Raw genomic sequence first — 14,914 nt, 5'->3', positions numbered from 1 at the left:
TCCCTGTGTCGGTAGGTGTCGGTTCCGCGCCGGCCGGGGCCGACGGGGCGGTCGTACGGGCAGCCGCCCGGGTTCAGGATCGGCGGCGCCGGGTCAGCGCCCAGCCGGCCACCAGTACGGCCAGCACGCCAGCCCCGGCGGCCAGCAGCCACCAGCGGGTTGCGCCGCCGGCCTCGTCGTCGTCCGGTGGCGACGCTGCGCCGCCGCCGTCGTCGTGCACCGCGTACACCCGGTGTTCGCTGGTGGCCAGCAGGTAGACCGTGTCCGAGCCGTTCGCGGCGAGTTGGGGCACCACGGTGCCGACGGTCTGCGCGTCGAGCGTGGCGACGGTGCGTACCACCCCGTCCGGGCCCAGCCGGCGGATCTTCCGCTCGCCCTGGTCGTAGAGGTGGACGCCCCGAGCACTGGCGGCGATCGCGGCGACGTTGTTCAGCGGCGGCTCGGCCGGCGGCCAGGTCGCCGAGGTGGACAGCGTCCACGGCCCGTCGTCGGTCACCGCGTCACCGGGTCTGCTCACGGTGGCGATCTCGCCGTCGCGGAGGCGGTGCAGCACCAGCGCGTCCGCGAGCCACACGTCGCCGTCGGGCGCGACCGAGATGCTGTTCACGGCCGGCAGCGGCAGTTCGGTCGCCGGGCCACCCGCCGCGGTGAGCTGGCTCGCCCCGTTGCCGGCGATGGTGTCGATGGTGCCGGACGGCGTGATGGCGCGTACCCGTCGGTTGGCCAGATCCCCAAGGTAGAGCGTGCCGTCGGCGGCCACGGCCAGGCCACCGGGCTGGTTGATCGCGGCGGCCGTGGCCGGGCCGCCATCGCCGGCCGAGCCGGGTCGCCCGGTGCCGGCCACCACCGAGATCGCGCCGTCCGGGGCGAGCGCGAAGATCCGGAACAGCGCGCCGTCGACCAGGTAGAGCGTCCCGTCCGGACCGAGCGCCAGGTTGCCGGGGCTGCCCAGGTCCACCTCGGTGCCGCGGGCATCGGCCGGAAGACGGTCGTCCGGGCTGCCCGCCCGGCCGCTGCCGGCGACCGTGCTGATCGTGCCGTCGGGTGAGACCGCCCGGACGGTACGGTTGCCGGTGTCGCTGATGTACACCGTGCCGTCCGGGGCCACCGCGATCCCGGTGGGCGTGTTCAGCTCGGCGGCTCCGGCCGGTCCGCCGTCACCGGAGTTGCCGGCGGTGCCGCTGCCGGCGATCAGCACCGGCGATCCGGCATCCGGCCCGGCTCCCGCAGGGGAGATCAGGGTCGCGGTGCCCGCGACGAGGGCGGTGAGCGTCGTGGCGATTCCCCGGATCGTCAGCACCGGGCATGTCTACCACACGATATTGCCCAGGTCTGGCCGCGGTTCGGATACCGGCGACCGGGGTTGGGCGGTGCGGTGCACCGAGTGGAAAGCCTTTCCGGACAATGCACCGGAAGCCTTCGAGGAGGAGAGCCATGCCCTTCGACAGTCAGCAGCGGACGGCACGGGCCGTCTCACCCGACCACAACATCGAGGCCCGGGTGTCGCCCGACGGTCAGGTGGAGGTGCGATTCCAGCCCGGCACCTTCGAGACCTACAACGAGAACCAACTCAGCTATCAGCTGTCCCGGTTGGGCATGCTGGCCTGGGTGGCCGCCCAGCGGGCCCGGACCGAGGCGTACCGCGTCGCGCAGGGCCTGACCCAGCAGGAGGTCGTCCAGTTGGCCCAGGAGAAGCCGCGCGATCCCCGGCGCGAGCGGTACGCCGAGGATCTGGCCACGGTGGAGGGTACCGGGGTGTCCGCCTCGGGGGCCGTCCGGATTCGCACCACCGGCATGGCGGGCTGGTCCGTCCAACTGGAGAGCGGGTGTCTGCGCCGGCTCGGTGAGCACGGCTTCCTGGCCGACCTGCACTCGGCGGTACGGGCCCTGTTCGCCGATCGGGAACAGAAGATCATCCTGATCAAGGCCAGATACTTCGACCTCGGTATCCCGCGCCGGTGGCGGGAACTGACCGACCAGTTGGCGCGGTAGCGGGCGCCTGCGGTGGCGGGCGCCCGCCGTCGGGTCAGAGCGCGCCGCTGAAGGTGTCGCAGGAGGCCGGATCCCCGGTGGAGTAGCCCCGGTCGAACCACTGCTTGCGCTGCTCGGATGTGCCGTGGGTGAACTCGTCCGGGTTCACCGGTCGGTTGGCGCGCTTGGAGATCGCGTCGTCACCGATCGCCTCGGCGGTGTCGATCGCCTCGGCGATGTCCCGCTCGGTGATGCTGGTGAAGATCTTCTGGCCGCTGTCGTCGGCGGTGCCTGTGGCGTTCTTCGCCCAGGCGCCCGCGTAGCAGTCGGCCTGCAACTCCAGGCGTACCGACAGCTCGTTGGCGGCGCCCGGGTCGCGCTGCTGCTGGCGGCGGACCTGCTCGTTGGTGCCGAGCAGGTTCTGCACGTGGTGGCCGTACTCGTGGGCCAGCACGTACGGCTGGGCGAACTCGCCGCTGGCGCCGAGCTGCTCGGCCAGCACCTGGTAGAACGACAGGTCGATGTAGACAAGCGAGTCGGCCGGGCAGTAGAACGGGCCGACACCCGAGTCGGCCTGTCCGCAGGCGGTGTTGACGCCCTGGCTGAAGAACACGGTCCGGGTCGGCCGGTACTGCTCGCCGAGGGCCTGGGGCAGGGCGGTACGCCAGTATGCCTGGATCGAGTTGACGTAGAGGGTGTTGCGGCAGTCCAGCTGCTCCAGCGCGTCCGGGGCCGCGCAGCGCTGCTCCAGGGCGGCGTTGTCGCCCTGCTCCTCGCCGCCGGTCATGGCATTCAGGCCGAATCCGCCGCCGACCAGGGCCACCAGCACGGCGATGACGATGCCGACGATCCCGCCCCGCCCGCCGCCGCCGATCGGGATCGGGATGCCCAGTCCACCGCCCCCACCTCCGCCCCGTCGATCCTGCACCTGGCTGGTGTCGATGCGGGCGTTCTCGTTCAGCTCCATGATGACCCCGATCAGTACGTGGCGCTCGGGCCGCAACCGCTCCGGATGGCGAGTCCGGTACCCGTCGATCTTGATCGGTAATCCCCGGTGGCTGTCGGCCGGGCCCCGGTACAATTGCCGCGTGCTGCGCTGCGAAGGCTGAACGCCCCGCGCCGACGGGTCGACCGGGACCCGCCGGCGCTTTCGTGTGCCCTGAGTCAGCCCTTCGGACCCCGAGAGCGAGTACCCGACATGATCACTGCCACCGGCCTGGAGCTGCGCGCCGGCTCCCGGATCCTGCTCTCCGACACCACGCTGCGGGTGCAGCCGGGTGATCGGATCGGCCTGGTCGGCCGCAACGGTGCCGGCAAGACCACCACCCTGAAGGTGCTCGCCGGCGAGGGGCAGCCGTACGCCGGGCAGATCGACCGGCGCAGTGCCGTCGGCTACCTGCCGCAGGACCCGCGTACCGGCGACCTGGACGTCACCGGCCGGGACCGGGTGCTCTCCGCTCGCGGCCTGGACGTGCTGATGGCGCAGATGAAGGAGCTGGAACAGCGGCTCGCCGACGACGGAGACGAGAAGCTGGTCCGCCGCTACGGCGCGCTGGAGGACCAGTTCGCTGCCCTGGGCGGATACGCGGCCGAGGCCGAGGCGGCCCGGATCTGCGCCAACCTGGGGCTGCCCGACCGGGCCCTGGCCCAGACCATCGGCACCCTCTCCGGCGGCCAGCGTCGACGCATCGAGCTAGCCCGGATCCTGTTCCGCGACGCGGGCGAGAACGGCGGCGGCATCCTGCTGCTCGACGAGCCCACCAACCACCTCGACGCCGACTCGATCACCTGGCTGCGCGGCTTCCTCGCCAACCACAAGGGCGGGCTGGTGGTGATCTCCCACGACGGCGACCTGTTGCAGTCGGTGGTCAACAAGGTCTGGTTCCTCGACGCCACCCGGTCCGTGGTCGACATGTACAACCTGGGGTGGAAGGCGTACCTGGAGGCGCGGGAGACCGACGAGCGGCGGCGTCGCCGAGAGCGGGCCAACGCCGAGAAGAAGGCCGGCGCGTTGCTGGCCCAGGCCGACAAGATGCGAGCCAAGGCCACCAAGACGGTCGCCGCGCAGAACATGGCCCGCCGCGCCGAGCGGCTGATGTCCGGCCTGGAGGAGGTACGCGTCGCCGACAAGGTGGCCAAGGTGCGCTTCCCCGCACCGGCACCGTGCGGCAAGACCCCGCTCACCGCGACCGGCCTGTCGAAGTCGTACGGCTCGTTGGAGATCTTCACCGACGTCAGCGTGGCGGTGGACCGGGGCTCCCGGGTGGCCATCCTCGGCCTCAACGGCGCCGGCAAGACCACCCTGCTGCGGATGCTCGGCGGCCTGCTGGAACCGGACACCGGCGAGGTGCACCCCGGTCACGGGCTGCGGTTGGGCTACTACGCCCAGGAGCACGAGACGCTGGACGTGGAGCGGACCGTGCTGGAGAACATGCGGGCCGCCGCGATCGAGCAGACCGACACCGAGCTGCGCAAGATCCTCGGTGCCTTCCTCTTCTCCGGCGAGGACGTCGACAAGCCCGCCGGGGTGCTCTCCGGTGGGGAGAAGACCCGGCTGGCCCTGGCCACCCTGGTCTGCTCCGGCGCCAACGTGCTGCTGCTCGACGAGCCGACGAACAACCTCGACCCGGTCAGCCGGGAACAGGTGCTCGACGCCATCGCCCGTTACCCCGGCGCGATCGTGCTGGTCACCCACGACCCCGGCGCGGTGCTCGCGCTCAAGCCCGACCGCGCCATCCTCCTTCCCGACGGCGACGAGGACGCCTGGAGCGACGACCTCCTCGAACTCGTCGAACTCGCCTGACGTGCAAGGAAGGGCCCCCTATTAACGCCTGCGGTAGAGGAAGGGCCCCCTTTTAACAGTTGGTGGATCAGCGCGTCAGGTCGAGCAGGGCGCCGACGACGCCGGAGGTGGCCAGGATGACCATGCCGATGGCGATGAAGACCGTCGGCACCAGCCAGCGGCCGGCCCGTTCGACCAGCCGGGTCACCCTCGGGTGCCCGCCGAGCCAGCGGCCGGCCGCGCACCACACCGCGATGAGCACCACGAACACCAGCACGAAGACGGCGGTGTCGGCCGCGCCGAGCGTACGGAACACCGGCACGTAGACGGCCACGTTGTCGGCCCCGTTGGCCACCGTCACGCTGGCCACACCGAGCGTGCCGGCCACCACCGGGGGTGCCTCCTCGTCGTCGTGTCGCCGCAGCGCGCGTACGCCGAGGGTGATCGGTAGCAGCCCGAGCAGGCCGGTCCACTCGTCGGGCACCACCAGCAGCCCGGCCGCGACCACGGCGCTCAGCAACACCAGGGCGCCGATGCCGAGGTACTGGCCGGCGACGATCTGCCAGCTGCCGGGTCGACCGGTGGTGCGGGCGGTGATGAAGAGCAGCGTCAGGATGACGATGTCGTCGATGTCGGTGGCGATGAAGACGGCGGCAGCCGCGGCAACGGTGCCGATCAGGTCGAGCACCGCAGCAGGTTACCGGGCGTACGCCGGTCGATGCGCCGCGCTGTCGGCCGCTGCCAGGGGCGGAGCGCGCTGTCGCGCACCGTGGTTGGCGGGAGCGCTGCCCAGCCCGACCAAACCGGGGCGGACCGGGTCGGCGGCATCACCTATCGGGAACCTGACATTGCATAGCGTGTCGGTTGGCGAATAGTTGATATCTGGCGCATGATCGTTCGAGGCGGTCTAATAGGTGGGACCGTATCCGAACCGCACAGTCTGGGACGTGAGGACACAGTATGGCAGCCACGGGCACAGCCACCAGCACTGAGAAGGGTCGCCGGATCGTCGGAGCCGAGCGTCAGACGCTCGCCAAGGACCTGGTCAAGCGGTACACCGGGGGAGAGAGCATCCGTGCGCTCGCGGCGTCGACCGGCCGCTCCTACGGTTTTATCCACCGGGTGCTCACCGAGTCCGGAGTCCAACTACGGCAGCGCGGCGGCGCCCGGCGTCGCAAGAAGGCGTGACGCGCCCGCCAGCGTTGCCCACCACACCCGTGACCCGGGCCGCCCGGTGACCGCCGAGGCGACCGGGGTCCGGCTGGAATACGACGGGCCGGTAGCCACAGTCACCCTGTGCCGGCCCGACGTGCTCAACGCCCAGACCCCGGCGATGTGGCGGGCTATGAGCGACTTCTCCCGCAGCCTGCCCGGGGACGTGCGCGTCGTGATCGTCCGGGGCGAGGGGCGGGCCTTCTCCGCTGGCCTCGATCTGGCGGTCGCGGGTGCCACCGGCCCGGGCTCCTTCGCCGAGCTCGCCGCCCTGCCGGAAGCGGACAGCGCCGACCTGATCGCCGAGCTCCAGGGCGGGTTCACCTGGCTGCACCGGCCGGACATCATCTCGATCGCCGCCGTGCGAGGGCACGCCATCGGTGCCGGTTTTCAGCTGGCGCTCGCCTGTGACCTGCGGGTGCTGGCTCAGGACGCGAAGCTGTCCATGGCCGAGGTGACCCTGGGTCTGGTGCCGGATCTGGCCGGCACCAAGCGCCTGGTGGAGCTGGTCGGCTACGCCCGGGCGCTGGAGATCTGCGCTACCGGCCGGCGGATGGACGCCGCCGAGGCGGACCGTATCGGTCTGGCCACGCTTGTCGTACCGGAAAGTGACCTGGACGATGCGGTGCGTGACCTTGTCGCGGGGCTGCTCGCCAACAACCGGGACGCCGTCGTGGAGATCAAGGCGCTGCTTGCCGGCGCGGCCGGGCGTACCCATGCCGAGCAGCAACGGGCCGAGCGCGAGGCGCAGACGCGCCGCCTGCGCGATCTCGCCGGGCGCGGGGAGTAGCCGCGGCGGCGACCGGAGGCCGGTCCGCTGCGGGACCGGACCGGCGCCGGAGTCGAGCGTGCGGGCCGGCGCGGCGCGGAACGAATTTGTAAGGACCGTTCGGGAAGATTCCGGTTACTCGCGAGGTTGTCGTAGCCATCGGGAGAATTGACCCGAGGGCCGGTCCATGGCCTCGCGACCGGGAGGTGACGGTGTCCAACCACATGACCGCCGGCGGCATGGGCGGTTGGAGCATGCTCCGGTCGATGCGCAGCAGCGACGAGGTCTCCAGTCACCGATTGCAGCGCGGTGTCGGTCGCCGCATCGTGGCCTTCGCCCGACCCTACCGCCGCGACATCGTCGTCTTCCTGATCACGGTGGTCGTCGCCGCGGTGATCGGCGTGGCCACCCCGCTGCTCGCCGGTGACGTCATCGACGCGATCACCCGTGGCGGCCCGGAGGCCAGCGCGCTGGTGATCCGGCTGGCCCTGTTCATCGCCGCGCTCGCGGTCGCCGACGCACTGCTCTCGCTCGCCCAACGGTGGTATTCGGCGCGCATCGGCGAGGGCATCATCCTCGATCTGCGCACCCGGGTCTACGACCACGTGCAGCGGATGCCGCTCCAGTTCTTCACCCGCACCCAGACCGGCGCGCTGGTCAGCCGGCTCAACAACGACGTGCTGGGCGCCCAGCGGGCGTTCACCTCGACGCTGTCCGGCGTGGTCAGCAACGTGATCCAACTGGTGCTCACCGCCGCCGTGATGCTCACCCTCTCCTGGCAGATCACCGCGCTGTCGCTGGTGCTGCTGCCGGTGTTCATCATCCCGGCCCGGCGGGTGGGCCGGCGGCTGGCCGAGATCACCCGTGAGTCGTACAACCTCGACGCCAAGATGAACGCGACAATGACCGAGCGGTTCGGGGTCGCCGGTGCGTTGCTGGTGAAGCTCTTCGGCCAACCGGACGCGGAGGCCGCCCGGTTCGCCGCCCGCGCCGAGCGGGTACGCGACATCGGCATCACCTCGGCGATGTACTCGCGGACGTTCTTCGTGGCGATGCTGCTGGTGGCCTCGCTGGCGCAGGCGCTCACCTACGGGCTCGGCGGTTGGCTCGCGGTGACCGGCGACGTCAGCGCCGGCACGGTGGTCACCCTGGCCCTGCTGCTCACCCGGCTCTACGGCCCGCTCACCGCGCTGAGCAACGTACGGGTCGACGTGATGAGCGCGTTGGTCTCGTTCGACCGGGTCTTCGAGGTGCTCGACCTGGAGCCGGCGATCAAGGAGCGGCCCGACGCGGTGCCGGTGCCCCGGGACGTTGGCACGGTGGAGTTCCGCGACGTCCGCTTCCGTTACCCCAGCGCCGCCGAGATCTCGCTGGCGTCGCTGGAGGAGGTCGCCGCGCTGGACCGTACGGTGAACGAACCGGTGCTCAAGGGCGTCTCGTTCCGGGTCGAGTCGGGGCAGATGGTGGCCCTGGTCGGCCCCTCCGGCGCCGGCAAGTCGACGCTGTCCATGCTGATCTCGCGCATCTACGACGTGACCGACGGCCAGGTGCTTGTCGGCGGGGTGGACGTGCGGGACGCCACCCTGGCGTCGCTGCGCGACGAGATCGGTGTGGTCACCCAGGACTCCCACCTGTTCCACGAGAGCATCGCGGAGAACCTGCGGTACGCCAAACCGGACGCCACCGACGACGAGCTGTGGGCGGCGCTCGCCGGTGCGCAGGTCGCCGACCTGGTCCGGTCGCTGCCCGACGGGCTGGACACCACAGTCGGCGAGCGCGGCTACCGCTTCTCCGGCGGCGAGAAGCAGCGCATCGCCATCGCCCGGCTGCTGCTCAAGGCACCGTCGATCGTCATCCTGGACGAGGCGACCGCGCATCTCGACTCGGAGAGCGAGGCCGCGGTGCAGCGGGCGCTCGCGGTGGCGCTGACCGGGCGTACCGCGCTGGTGATCGCGCACCGGCTGTCCACCGTCCGCGACGCCGACCAGATCCTCGTCCTCGACGAGGGGCGGATCGTCGAGCGGGGCCGCCACGAGGAACTGGTCGCCGTCGGCGGTCTCTACGCCGAGCTGTACCGCACCCAGTTCGCGGTGGCCGACTCGCCGTCGCCGTACGCCGACGCGACCGTGCCGGAGCCGGTGATCATCCCGACCCGCGAGTACGTCGCCGACGAGGCGCTGCCGCCCGCCGCCGCCAACTAGCTATATACTCGTTCGCGAGTAATCGCGGGCGAGGATGGGATCGGATGGCCAGGCGGCGCAAGGTCAACAATCTGATGGCGCTTGCCGTGCTCTCCGTCCTGGCGCACCGACCGATGCACCCCTACGAGATCGCCACGGCGTTGCGCGGTTGGGGCAAGGACCAGGACATGCCGATCAAGTGGGGCTCGCTCTACACGGTCGTCGGCAACCTGGACCGGCACGGCTTCATCGCGGCGGTGCAGAGCGTGCGCGCTGGCCGTCGCCCGGAGCGCACCGTGTACCGGATCACCGACGCCGGTCGGGCCGAGTTGGTCGACTGGGCCCGTGAGCTGCTCGCCACCCCGATGGCCGAGTACCCGCGGTTCCGCGCCGGGCTGTCGGTCCTGGCCGCGCTGCATCCCGACGAGGCAGTCGAGTTGCTGCGCCAGCGGCTGGACCAGGTGGCCGGGAACGTCGCCGCGGCCCGGGCCGCGCTTGCCGAGCACGCCCGCGACGTGCCCCGGCTGTTCCTGGTCGAGTCCGAGTACGACCTGGCGCTGCGGGAGGCCGAGGCGACCTGGATCCGTGCCGTCCTCGCCGAGTTGGACGCGGGTACCTTCCCCGGTCTCGACCAGTGGCGGGCATTCCACGACACCGGCGAACTCCCGGCCGAACTGGCCGCCCTCGCGGATCGCACGAGCGCCCCGCAACCGGCCAGCCCGCCGTCGACCAGCACCTCGGGCCCGACGGCCAGCCCGCCGTCGACCAGCACCTCGGGCAAGACGGCCAGCCCGCCGTCGACCAGCACCTTGGGACCGACGGGCGGCTCGCCGCCGGTCGGCGCAGCGGAAAGGAGCAGCGGCACCGGCGACCCACCCGAATGACGACCCGGCCCCGGCGCGGTGGGCCAACACCGCGCCGGGGCCACTTCCTCACACCGCACCTGGGCAGGCGCTCGGCACGAGGCGGCAACCAACGAGCATAGCCGGGTTCCCTCCCAGGGCGGTTCGCCATGCACGCACCGAACCCTGGGAGGGGACAAATGACCGACGTACGCACAGCGATCATCATCGGCGGCGGCATCGCCGGCCCGGTCGCGGCGCTCGCGCTGCACCGGGCGGGCATCGCGGCCACCGTGTACGAGGGGTATCCGAGCACCGCCGACGGCATCGGCGGCACGCTGGCGCTGGCGCCCAACGGCGTGGCGGCCCTGCGGATCGTGGGCGCCGACCAACCGGTGACCGAGATCGCCACCCCGATCGACCGGACCGTGCTGGCGATCGGCACCAACCGCATCGAGTTACCGGCGCTTGGCGATGTCGGGCCGCTGCGGGTGGTGCACCGCAACGCCCTGCACCGGGTCCTGCACCAGCGGGCGGTCACCGAGGGCGTCCGCGTCGCGTACGGCAAGCGGCTGGCCACCGCGCGACAGACCGACGGCGGGGTCACCGCCGAGTTCACCGACGGCAGCACCGCCCACGCCGACATCCTGATCGGTGCCGACGGGGTGCACTCCACCGTGCGCACACTTATCGACCCGGCCGCGCCGGGGCCGCGCTACACCGGCGTACTCGGGATCGAGTCGGTGGCGGAGCACCCGGTCGCGGCGGCCCCGGGCACGATGACCTTCACCTTCGGCCGGCGCGGCTACTACCTCTACTGGCCCGAGCCGGGTGGCGGCACCCGGTGGGGCGCCAACCTGCCACAGGACCGGCCGATGAGCCTGGCCGAGGCGAGGACGGTACGCCCCGACGAATGGCGGCACCGGCTGCGGGCCGTCTACGGCGACGACGACCCGGGTGCCGCGCTGATCCGGACCAGTGATCCGGACCAGTTGCAGGTCTCCGGATCACTGCACATCATGCCCCCGGTGCCGCGCTGGCACCGGGGCCGGATGGTGCTGATCGGTGACGCGGTGCACGCACCGTCCAACAGTTCCGGGCAGGGCGCGTCGCTGGCGGTGGAGAGCGCCGTGCAACTCGCCCGTTGTCTGCGCGACCTGCCGGACGTACCGGCGGCGTTCGCCGCGTACGAACGGCTGCGCCGGTCCCGGGTGGAGGGTGTCGCCGCCCGTGCGGCCCGGATCAACCACGCCAAGGCGCCCGGGCCGGTCGCCCGGGTGGTCATGCCGGTGATGATGCGGATGCTGATGAAGGTCGCGATGCGGCCGGAGAAGACGCTCGGCCCGGAACAGCGCTACACGATCGACTGGGCGGCGTCGGCCGCGACGGAGCGACCACCCGCCTGACGCGGAGGAGACACCGTCACTCCCGCAGGGTCGCCTCGCGCAGCTCGGCGAAGGCTGCGCCGAGGCTCTGCGGCGTGTAGTGCGCGTTCAGGCCGCTGGGGTTGGGCAACACCCAGAGCCGGGCGTCGGCCAACGGCTCCGGCTGTGGGCCGAAGGCCGCCTTCGGCCGGGCACACCCGATCCGGTACGCGGTCACCCCGACCACCGCCACCCAGCGGGGCCGGTACCGGGCCACCTTGGCGGTCAACGTCTGCGCACCGGTGACCAACTCGGCGGCGGTCAGTTCGTCGGCCCGGGCGCTGGCCCGGGCGGCCAGGTTGGTGATGCCGAGCCCCAGTGCGGGCAGTTCGTCCTGCTCGCTGGGGTGCAGCACGCGCGGTGTGAACCCACCCCGGTGCAGGGCCGGCCAGAACCGGTTGCCGGGGCGGGCGAAGTGCCAGCCGGTGGCGGCCGACCACAGCCCCGGGTTGATCCCGACGAAGAGTACGTCCAGCCCGGGGGCGATGACGTCCGGCAGGGTCCGGTCGGCAGCCGCGGCCAACTCCTCCCGGCTGGGCCGGGGGTTGGGCCGGCGGGGCGTGGCCGGGTTGCCGGGTCGGGGGTTGGGCCGGTGGGGCGTACCCGGGCGGCGGGCTCGCCGGTCGCCGCCGCCCGGTCCGGTCGTCACAGGCCGCGCAGCGCGCCGCCGTCGACCGGGATGGTGATCCCGGTGAGGTAGCTCGCCGCGGGGGAGAGGACGAAGGCGGCGACCCGTCCGAACTCGGCCGGGTCGCCGATGCGACGCAGCGGGATGCCGGCCTCCGCCTCGGCCCGCGCCCGTGTGGGGTCGCCGGAGGCCGCGAAGAGCTCCCGGTTGCGGTCGGTCATGATCCGCCCCGGTAGCAGCCCGACCACCCGTACGCCACGGGGGCCGTACTCGTCGGCGACGTCCTTCGCGACGCCGGCCAGGCCGGGACGCAGCCCGTTGGAGATGCCCAGCCCGGGCACCGGGCTACGCGCCGAGGTGGAGAGCACCAGCGCGATCGCGCCGCCGTCGGGCAACGCGGTGGCCACCGTGCGGACCGCGCGTACGCTGCCCAGGAAGACCGTCTCGAAGGACTGCCGCCACTGTTCGTCGTCGACCGAGGCGGCGCTGCCCGGCGGTGGCCCGCCCACCGACACCAGGGCGCCGTCGAGCCGGCCGAAGTGGCGTTTGGCGGCGACGACCAGCCGCTCGGGGGTGGCCGGGTCGGCCAGGTCGGCGGTGATGCCGATCGCCCGCTGCGGCCCGCCGAGACCGGCCACGGCAGCGGCCACCGCGTCATCCCGGCGGGCGGAGAGGACCACCCGGGCCCCGTCGGCCACCAGGCACTGCGCGGTGGCGTACCCGAGGCCGCGGGAGGCGCCGGTGAGTACGTACACCCGGTCGGTCAGTCCGAGATCCATGCCATCGATCCTGCCGCACCGGTTCCGTCGCGGCATCCTCGCACCTCGGCGGCGGGCCGGCGGTGTTGTTAAAAAGGGGCCCTTGCTCTACCGCAGGCGTTAAAAGGGGGCCCTTCCTTGCCACCAGCGGCGGTGGCGTGGGGGGTTTGTGCCGTCGTAGCGGAAGTGTGCCTCCCGGGTGGCCAGTTCCCGGGCACCCAGGGCCGGGAGGGTGCCGCGGTCACGCAGCGTGCGGGCCAGGTCCCAGCCGTCGCGCAGTCCGCCCCGGGTGGGCCGGTCCGCCGCCCATTCGGCGAAGGTCGCGGACCACCGTGGGCCGAGGCCGGCGGCGAGCAGCGGCCAGTGCCGGGCGACCTCGCCGGCACGTTTGCGCAGCAGGGCGGCGCGGGCGGCGGCCAGCGGGGCGGGTGCGAAGCCCGCTGGCAGCGGGCCGCCGGCCACCAGCGCCGCCACCAGCTGGGCCTGCCGCTCGGCCAGTCCGTCGGGCCGGTCGGCGGCGGTCATGTCACCACCGGGAAGCCGGCGGCCCGGGCCACGGCGTCCAGTTCGGCGCGCAGGTCGGCGGCGGGCGGGTAGTGCCCGTCGCGTTCCAGCAGCACCGCCGGTGGGTGGTGTCGGGAGCACAGCTCGGCGAGCAGATCCAGCACCTGGGGCGGGACCGGGTCGGTGTGCGTGTCGTGGTAGAGCCCGTCGCGTTCCGCGCCACCGGCGACGTGCAGGTACGCGATCCGTTCCAACGGCAGGGCGGCCAGCAGCGCGAGCGGGTCGGTACCCCGGTTGCGCGCGTTTGCGTGGACGTTTGCGACGTCGAGCAGCAGCAGCGCACCGGTGCGGTCCAGGATCTCGCCGAGGAACGCCGCTTCGTCGAGTTCGTCGTCCGGCCAGTCGAACAGCGCCGCGATCGGCTCCAGTGCGATCGGCACCGGCAGCTCCGCCTGCGCCCGCGCGACGTTTGCGCAGACCACGTCGACGGCCTCCCGGGTGCGTGGCAGCGGCAGCAGGTGTCCCGCCTCCAGACCACCGGCGCGTACGAAGGCGATGTGCTCGCTGACCAGCGGCGCCCCGACCAGTTCGGCGACGGCCGCCAGGTGGGCCACCCGGGCCGGCTCGACCGGCTCCGCGCCACCGAGGGAGAGCCGTACGCCGTGCGGCACCACGGCCACGCCGCGCTCCCGCAGCTCGGTCAGCCCGTGTGGCGGTGGACCGGTCGCCGCAACCGCTTCGGCGATCACCTCGACGAAGCGCAGCCCGGGCAGTTCGGCGATGAAACCGGCGATCTCCGGCCGCCAGCCGATGCCCACCCCGGCCGGGCCGGTCAGCCGCCGCATCCGCCACCGCCGCAGCCGCCGCCACCTCCGCCGCCGTCACCTCCGCTACCGCAGCCTCCGCCGCCACAGCCACCGGTCGTACCCGAGGCACCGGCGCCGTAGTAGCCACCGGCCTCCTTCGCCCCGAGCTGGATCTCAGCCTGCTCGGCGAAGGCGGGATCCATCGCCCAGAACGACGCGGTGCCGTAGAGCGCCATCGCCGTGGCCACCCCGGCGGCACCGTAGACGGCGTACGCCGGGTTCGATCCCGGAGCCAGGTGCCGGTGGCGGGCGCGGAGCGTACCGAGTGCGGTGTTGGCGGCCCGGGTCCGCCAGGGCACCCGGACGAACAGCAGCCCGGTGAGTACCGCGAGCCCGCTCACGACGAGTACCAGGTACCCGACCGGGCGAGCGTTGGCCAGGCCCGCCCCGATCCGGGCGATGCCGAGCAGCAGCAACGCGCCCAGCAGCAGCGGGCCGAGTCGCAGGGCCGCCCGCCGGGTCGGGCCGACCAGGAGGCCGTGCCGGTCCAGCCCGTCGCGCAGCTCGGTGAGGGCGCGCTCGACCCACTCGGTACGCCGCAGGTCGCGGCCGTGGACGCGCTGGGTGGCCGCGTAGTGGATGGCCCGGTCGAGCTGGCTGGCCGCGGGCGGGAGCGGACCGTCGACGGTGAGCCGACGGTCCGCGCTCACCCCGATCACGCCCTGGCTGCGCAGGGTGCCGAGCGAGGTCCAGACCGCGAGGTCCTCCCGGCCGTTGAGGTAGGCGACCTGCTGTGGATTGAGCTGGTCGGGCGGGGGTGCCGCACGGCCCGCCAGCAGCGTCCGGCGGTGGATCAGTACGCCGACGGTGAGCACCACGGCCACCGTCAGGTAGAACGCGAGGAAGGTGCTGCTGGGGATGCCCCAGGTGTCGAAATCTGCCGCGAGCCCCGTCATGGCCTGCTCCTGTCGCGCGGAGGGAAACGCGGCTTCATTGTGAAGTGACGATGCCAACGGATGCTCGTCCGGGCGGCCCAGT

Annotated in this window: 15 protein-coding genes; 7 read left to right on the top strand and 8 right to left on the bottom strand. The window is 72.6% G+C overall.

Annotated features, from left to right (window positions below):
• Positions 1-73: 73 nt before the first annotated feature.
• Positions 74-1,300, bottom strand: a complete 1,227-nt coding sequence (locus tag QQG74_RS22570; protein ID WP_341716749.1) for a hypothetical protein — start codon at positions 1,298-1,300, stop codon at positions 74-76.
• Between the two features lie 134 nt (positions 1,301-1,434).
• Here QQG74_RS22570 and QQG74_RS22565 point away from each other — a divergent pair, with 134 nt between their 5' ends.
• Positions 1,435-1,992, top strand: coding sequence for a hypothetical protein (locus QQG74_RS22565; protein ID WP_341716748.1), 558 nt, complete (start codon positions 1,435-1,437; stop codon positions 1,990-1,992).
• 34 nt (positions 1,993-2,026) lie between these two features.
• Here QQG74_RS22565 and QQG74_RS22560 read toward each other — a convergent pair whose 3' ends face one another.
• Positions 2,027-2,938 carry a neutral zinc metallopeptidase gene (locus tag QQG74_RS22560; protein ID WP_341716747.1) on the bottom strand — a complete coding sequence of 304 codons (912 nt, stop codon included), beginning with the start codon at positions 2,936-2,938 and terminating at the stop codon, positions 2,027-2,029.
• A gap of 231 nt (positions 2,939-3,169) precedes the next feature.
• On the opposite strand from QQG74_RS22560, the gene QQG74_RS22555 reads away from it, so the two are divergent.
• Entirely contained in the window at positions 3,170-4,774 is a 1,605-nt protein-coding gene (locus QQG74_RS22555; protein WP_341716746.1) for an ABC-F family ATP-binding cassette domain-containing protein, read from the top strand.
• Between the two features lie 67 nt (positions 4,775-4,841).
• On the opposite strand, the gene QQG74_RS22550 is transcribed toward QQG74_RS22555, so the two are convergent.
• Positions 4,842-5,441, bottom strand: coding sequence for a cadmium resistance transporter (locus tag QQG74_RS22550; RefSeq protein WP_341716745.1), 600 nt, complete (start codon positions 5,439-5,441; stop codon positions 4,842-4,844).
• A gap of 272 nt (positions 5,442-5,713) precedes the next feature.
• On the opposite strand from QQG74_RS22550, the gene QQG74_RS22545 reads away from it, so the two are divergent.
• From QQG74_RS22545 to QQG74_RS22525, 5 genes are all read left to right on the top strand, one after another.
• Positions 5,714-5,941, top strand: coding sequence for a helix-turn-helix domain-containing protein (locus tag QQG74_RS22545; RefSeq protein WP_007072022.1), 228 nt, complete (start codon positions 5,714-5,716; stop codon positions 5,939-5,941).
• Positions 5,942-5,987: 46 nt separating this feature from the next.
• Complete coding sequence (locus tag QQG74_RS22540) at positions 5,988-6,755, top strand: enoyl-CoA hydratase/isomerase family protein (protein ID WP_341716744.1); 768 nt, start codon at positions 5,988-5,990, stop codon at positions 6,753-6,755.
• A gap of 203 nt (positions 6,756-6,958) precedes the next feature.
• Entirely contained in the window at positions 6,959-8,935 is a 1,977-nt protein-coding gene (locus QQG74_RS22535; protein ID WP_341721320.1) for an ABC transporter ATP-binding protein, read from the top strand.
• A gap of 44 nt (positions 8,936-8,979) precedes the next feature.
• A complete protein-coding gene (locus QQG74_RS22530) occupies positions 8,980-9,798 on the top strand; it encodes a helix-turn-helix transcriptional regulator (protein WP_341716743.1) in 819 nt (272 codons plus the stop codon).
• Positions 9,799-9,956: 158 nt separating this feature from the next.
• Entirely contained in the window at positions 9,957-11,162 is a 1,206-nt protein-coding gene (locus tag QQG74_RS22525; RefSeq protein WP_341716742.1) for an NAD(P)/FAD-dependent oxidoreductase, read from the top strand.
• 16 nt (positions 11,163-11,178) lie between these two features.
• On the opposite strand, the gene mug is transcribed toward QQG74_RS22525, so the two are convergent.
• The 5 genes from mug to QQG74_RS22500 all read right to left on the bottom strand — a co-directional run bounded on the left by mug (position 11,179) and on the right by QQG74_RS22500 (position 14,832).
• Positions 11,179-11,703: a G/U mismatch-specific DNA glycosylase gene (gene mug, locus QQG74_RS22520; RefSeq protein ID WP_341721319.1), complete on the bottom strand. Its 525-nt coding sequence runs from the start codon at positions 11,701-11,703 to the stop codon at positions 11,179-11,181.
• A gap of 122 nt (positions 11,704-11,825) precedes the next feature.
• Positions 11,826-12,587, bottom strand: coding sequence for an SDR family oxidoreductase (locus tag QQG74_RS22515; RefSeq protein WP_341716741.1), 762 nt, complete (start codon positions 12,585-12,587; stop codon positions 11,826-11,828).
• Between the two features lie 99 nt (positions 12,588-12,686).
• Entirely contained in the window at positions 12,687-13,091 is a 405-nt protein-coding gene (locus QQG74_RS22510; RefSeq protein WP_341716740.1) for a hypothetical protein, read from the bottom strand.
• The gene (locus tag QQG74_RS22505) at positions 13,088-13,906 is read right to left on the bottom strand and encodes a DUF692 domain-containing protein (protein ID WP_341721318.1); all 819 of its coding nucleotides are present in this window, start codon (positions 13,904-13,906) and stop codon (positions 13,088-13,090) included. Before QQG74_RS22505 ends, QQG74_RS22510 begins: the two co-directional genes overlap by 4 nt.
• Positions 13,903-14,832 (bottom strand): TIGR04222 domain-containing membrane protein, encoded by a 930-nt coding sequence (locus QQG74_RS22500; protein WP_341716739.1) that lies wholly within the window; start codon positions 14,830-14,832, stop codon positions 13,903-13,905. The genes QQG74_RS22505 and QQG74_RS22500 overlap by 4 nt, the downstream gene beginning before the upstream one ends.
• Between the last annotated feature and the right edge of the window lie 82 nt (positions 14,833-14,914).

Origin of the sequence: Micromonospora sp. FIMYZ51 (assembly GCF_038246755.1) — a bacterium.
GTDB lineage: Bacteria > Actinomycetota > Actinomycetes > Mycobacteriales > Micromonosporaceae > Micromonospora.
Note: the sequence above shows the minus strand (reverse complement) of the source record. Positions and strands in the feature narration are given on the sequence as shown.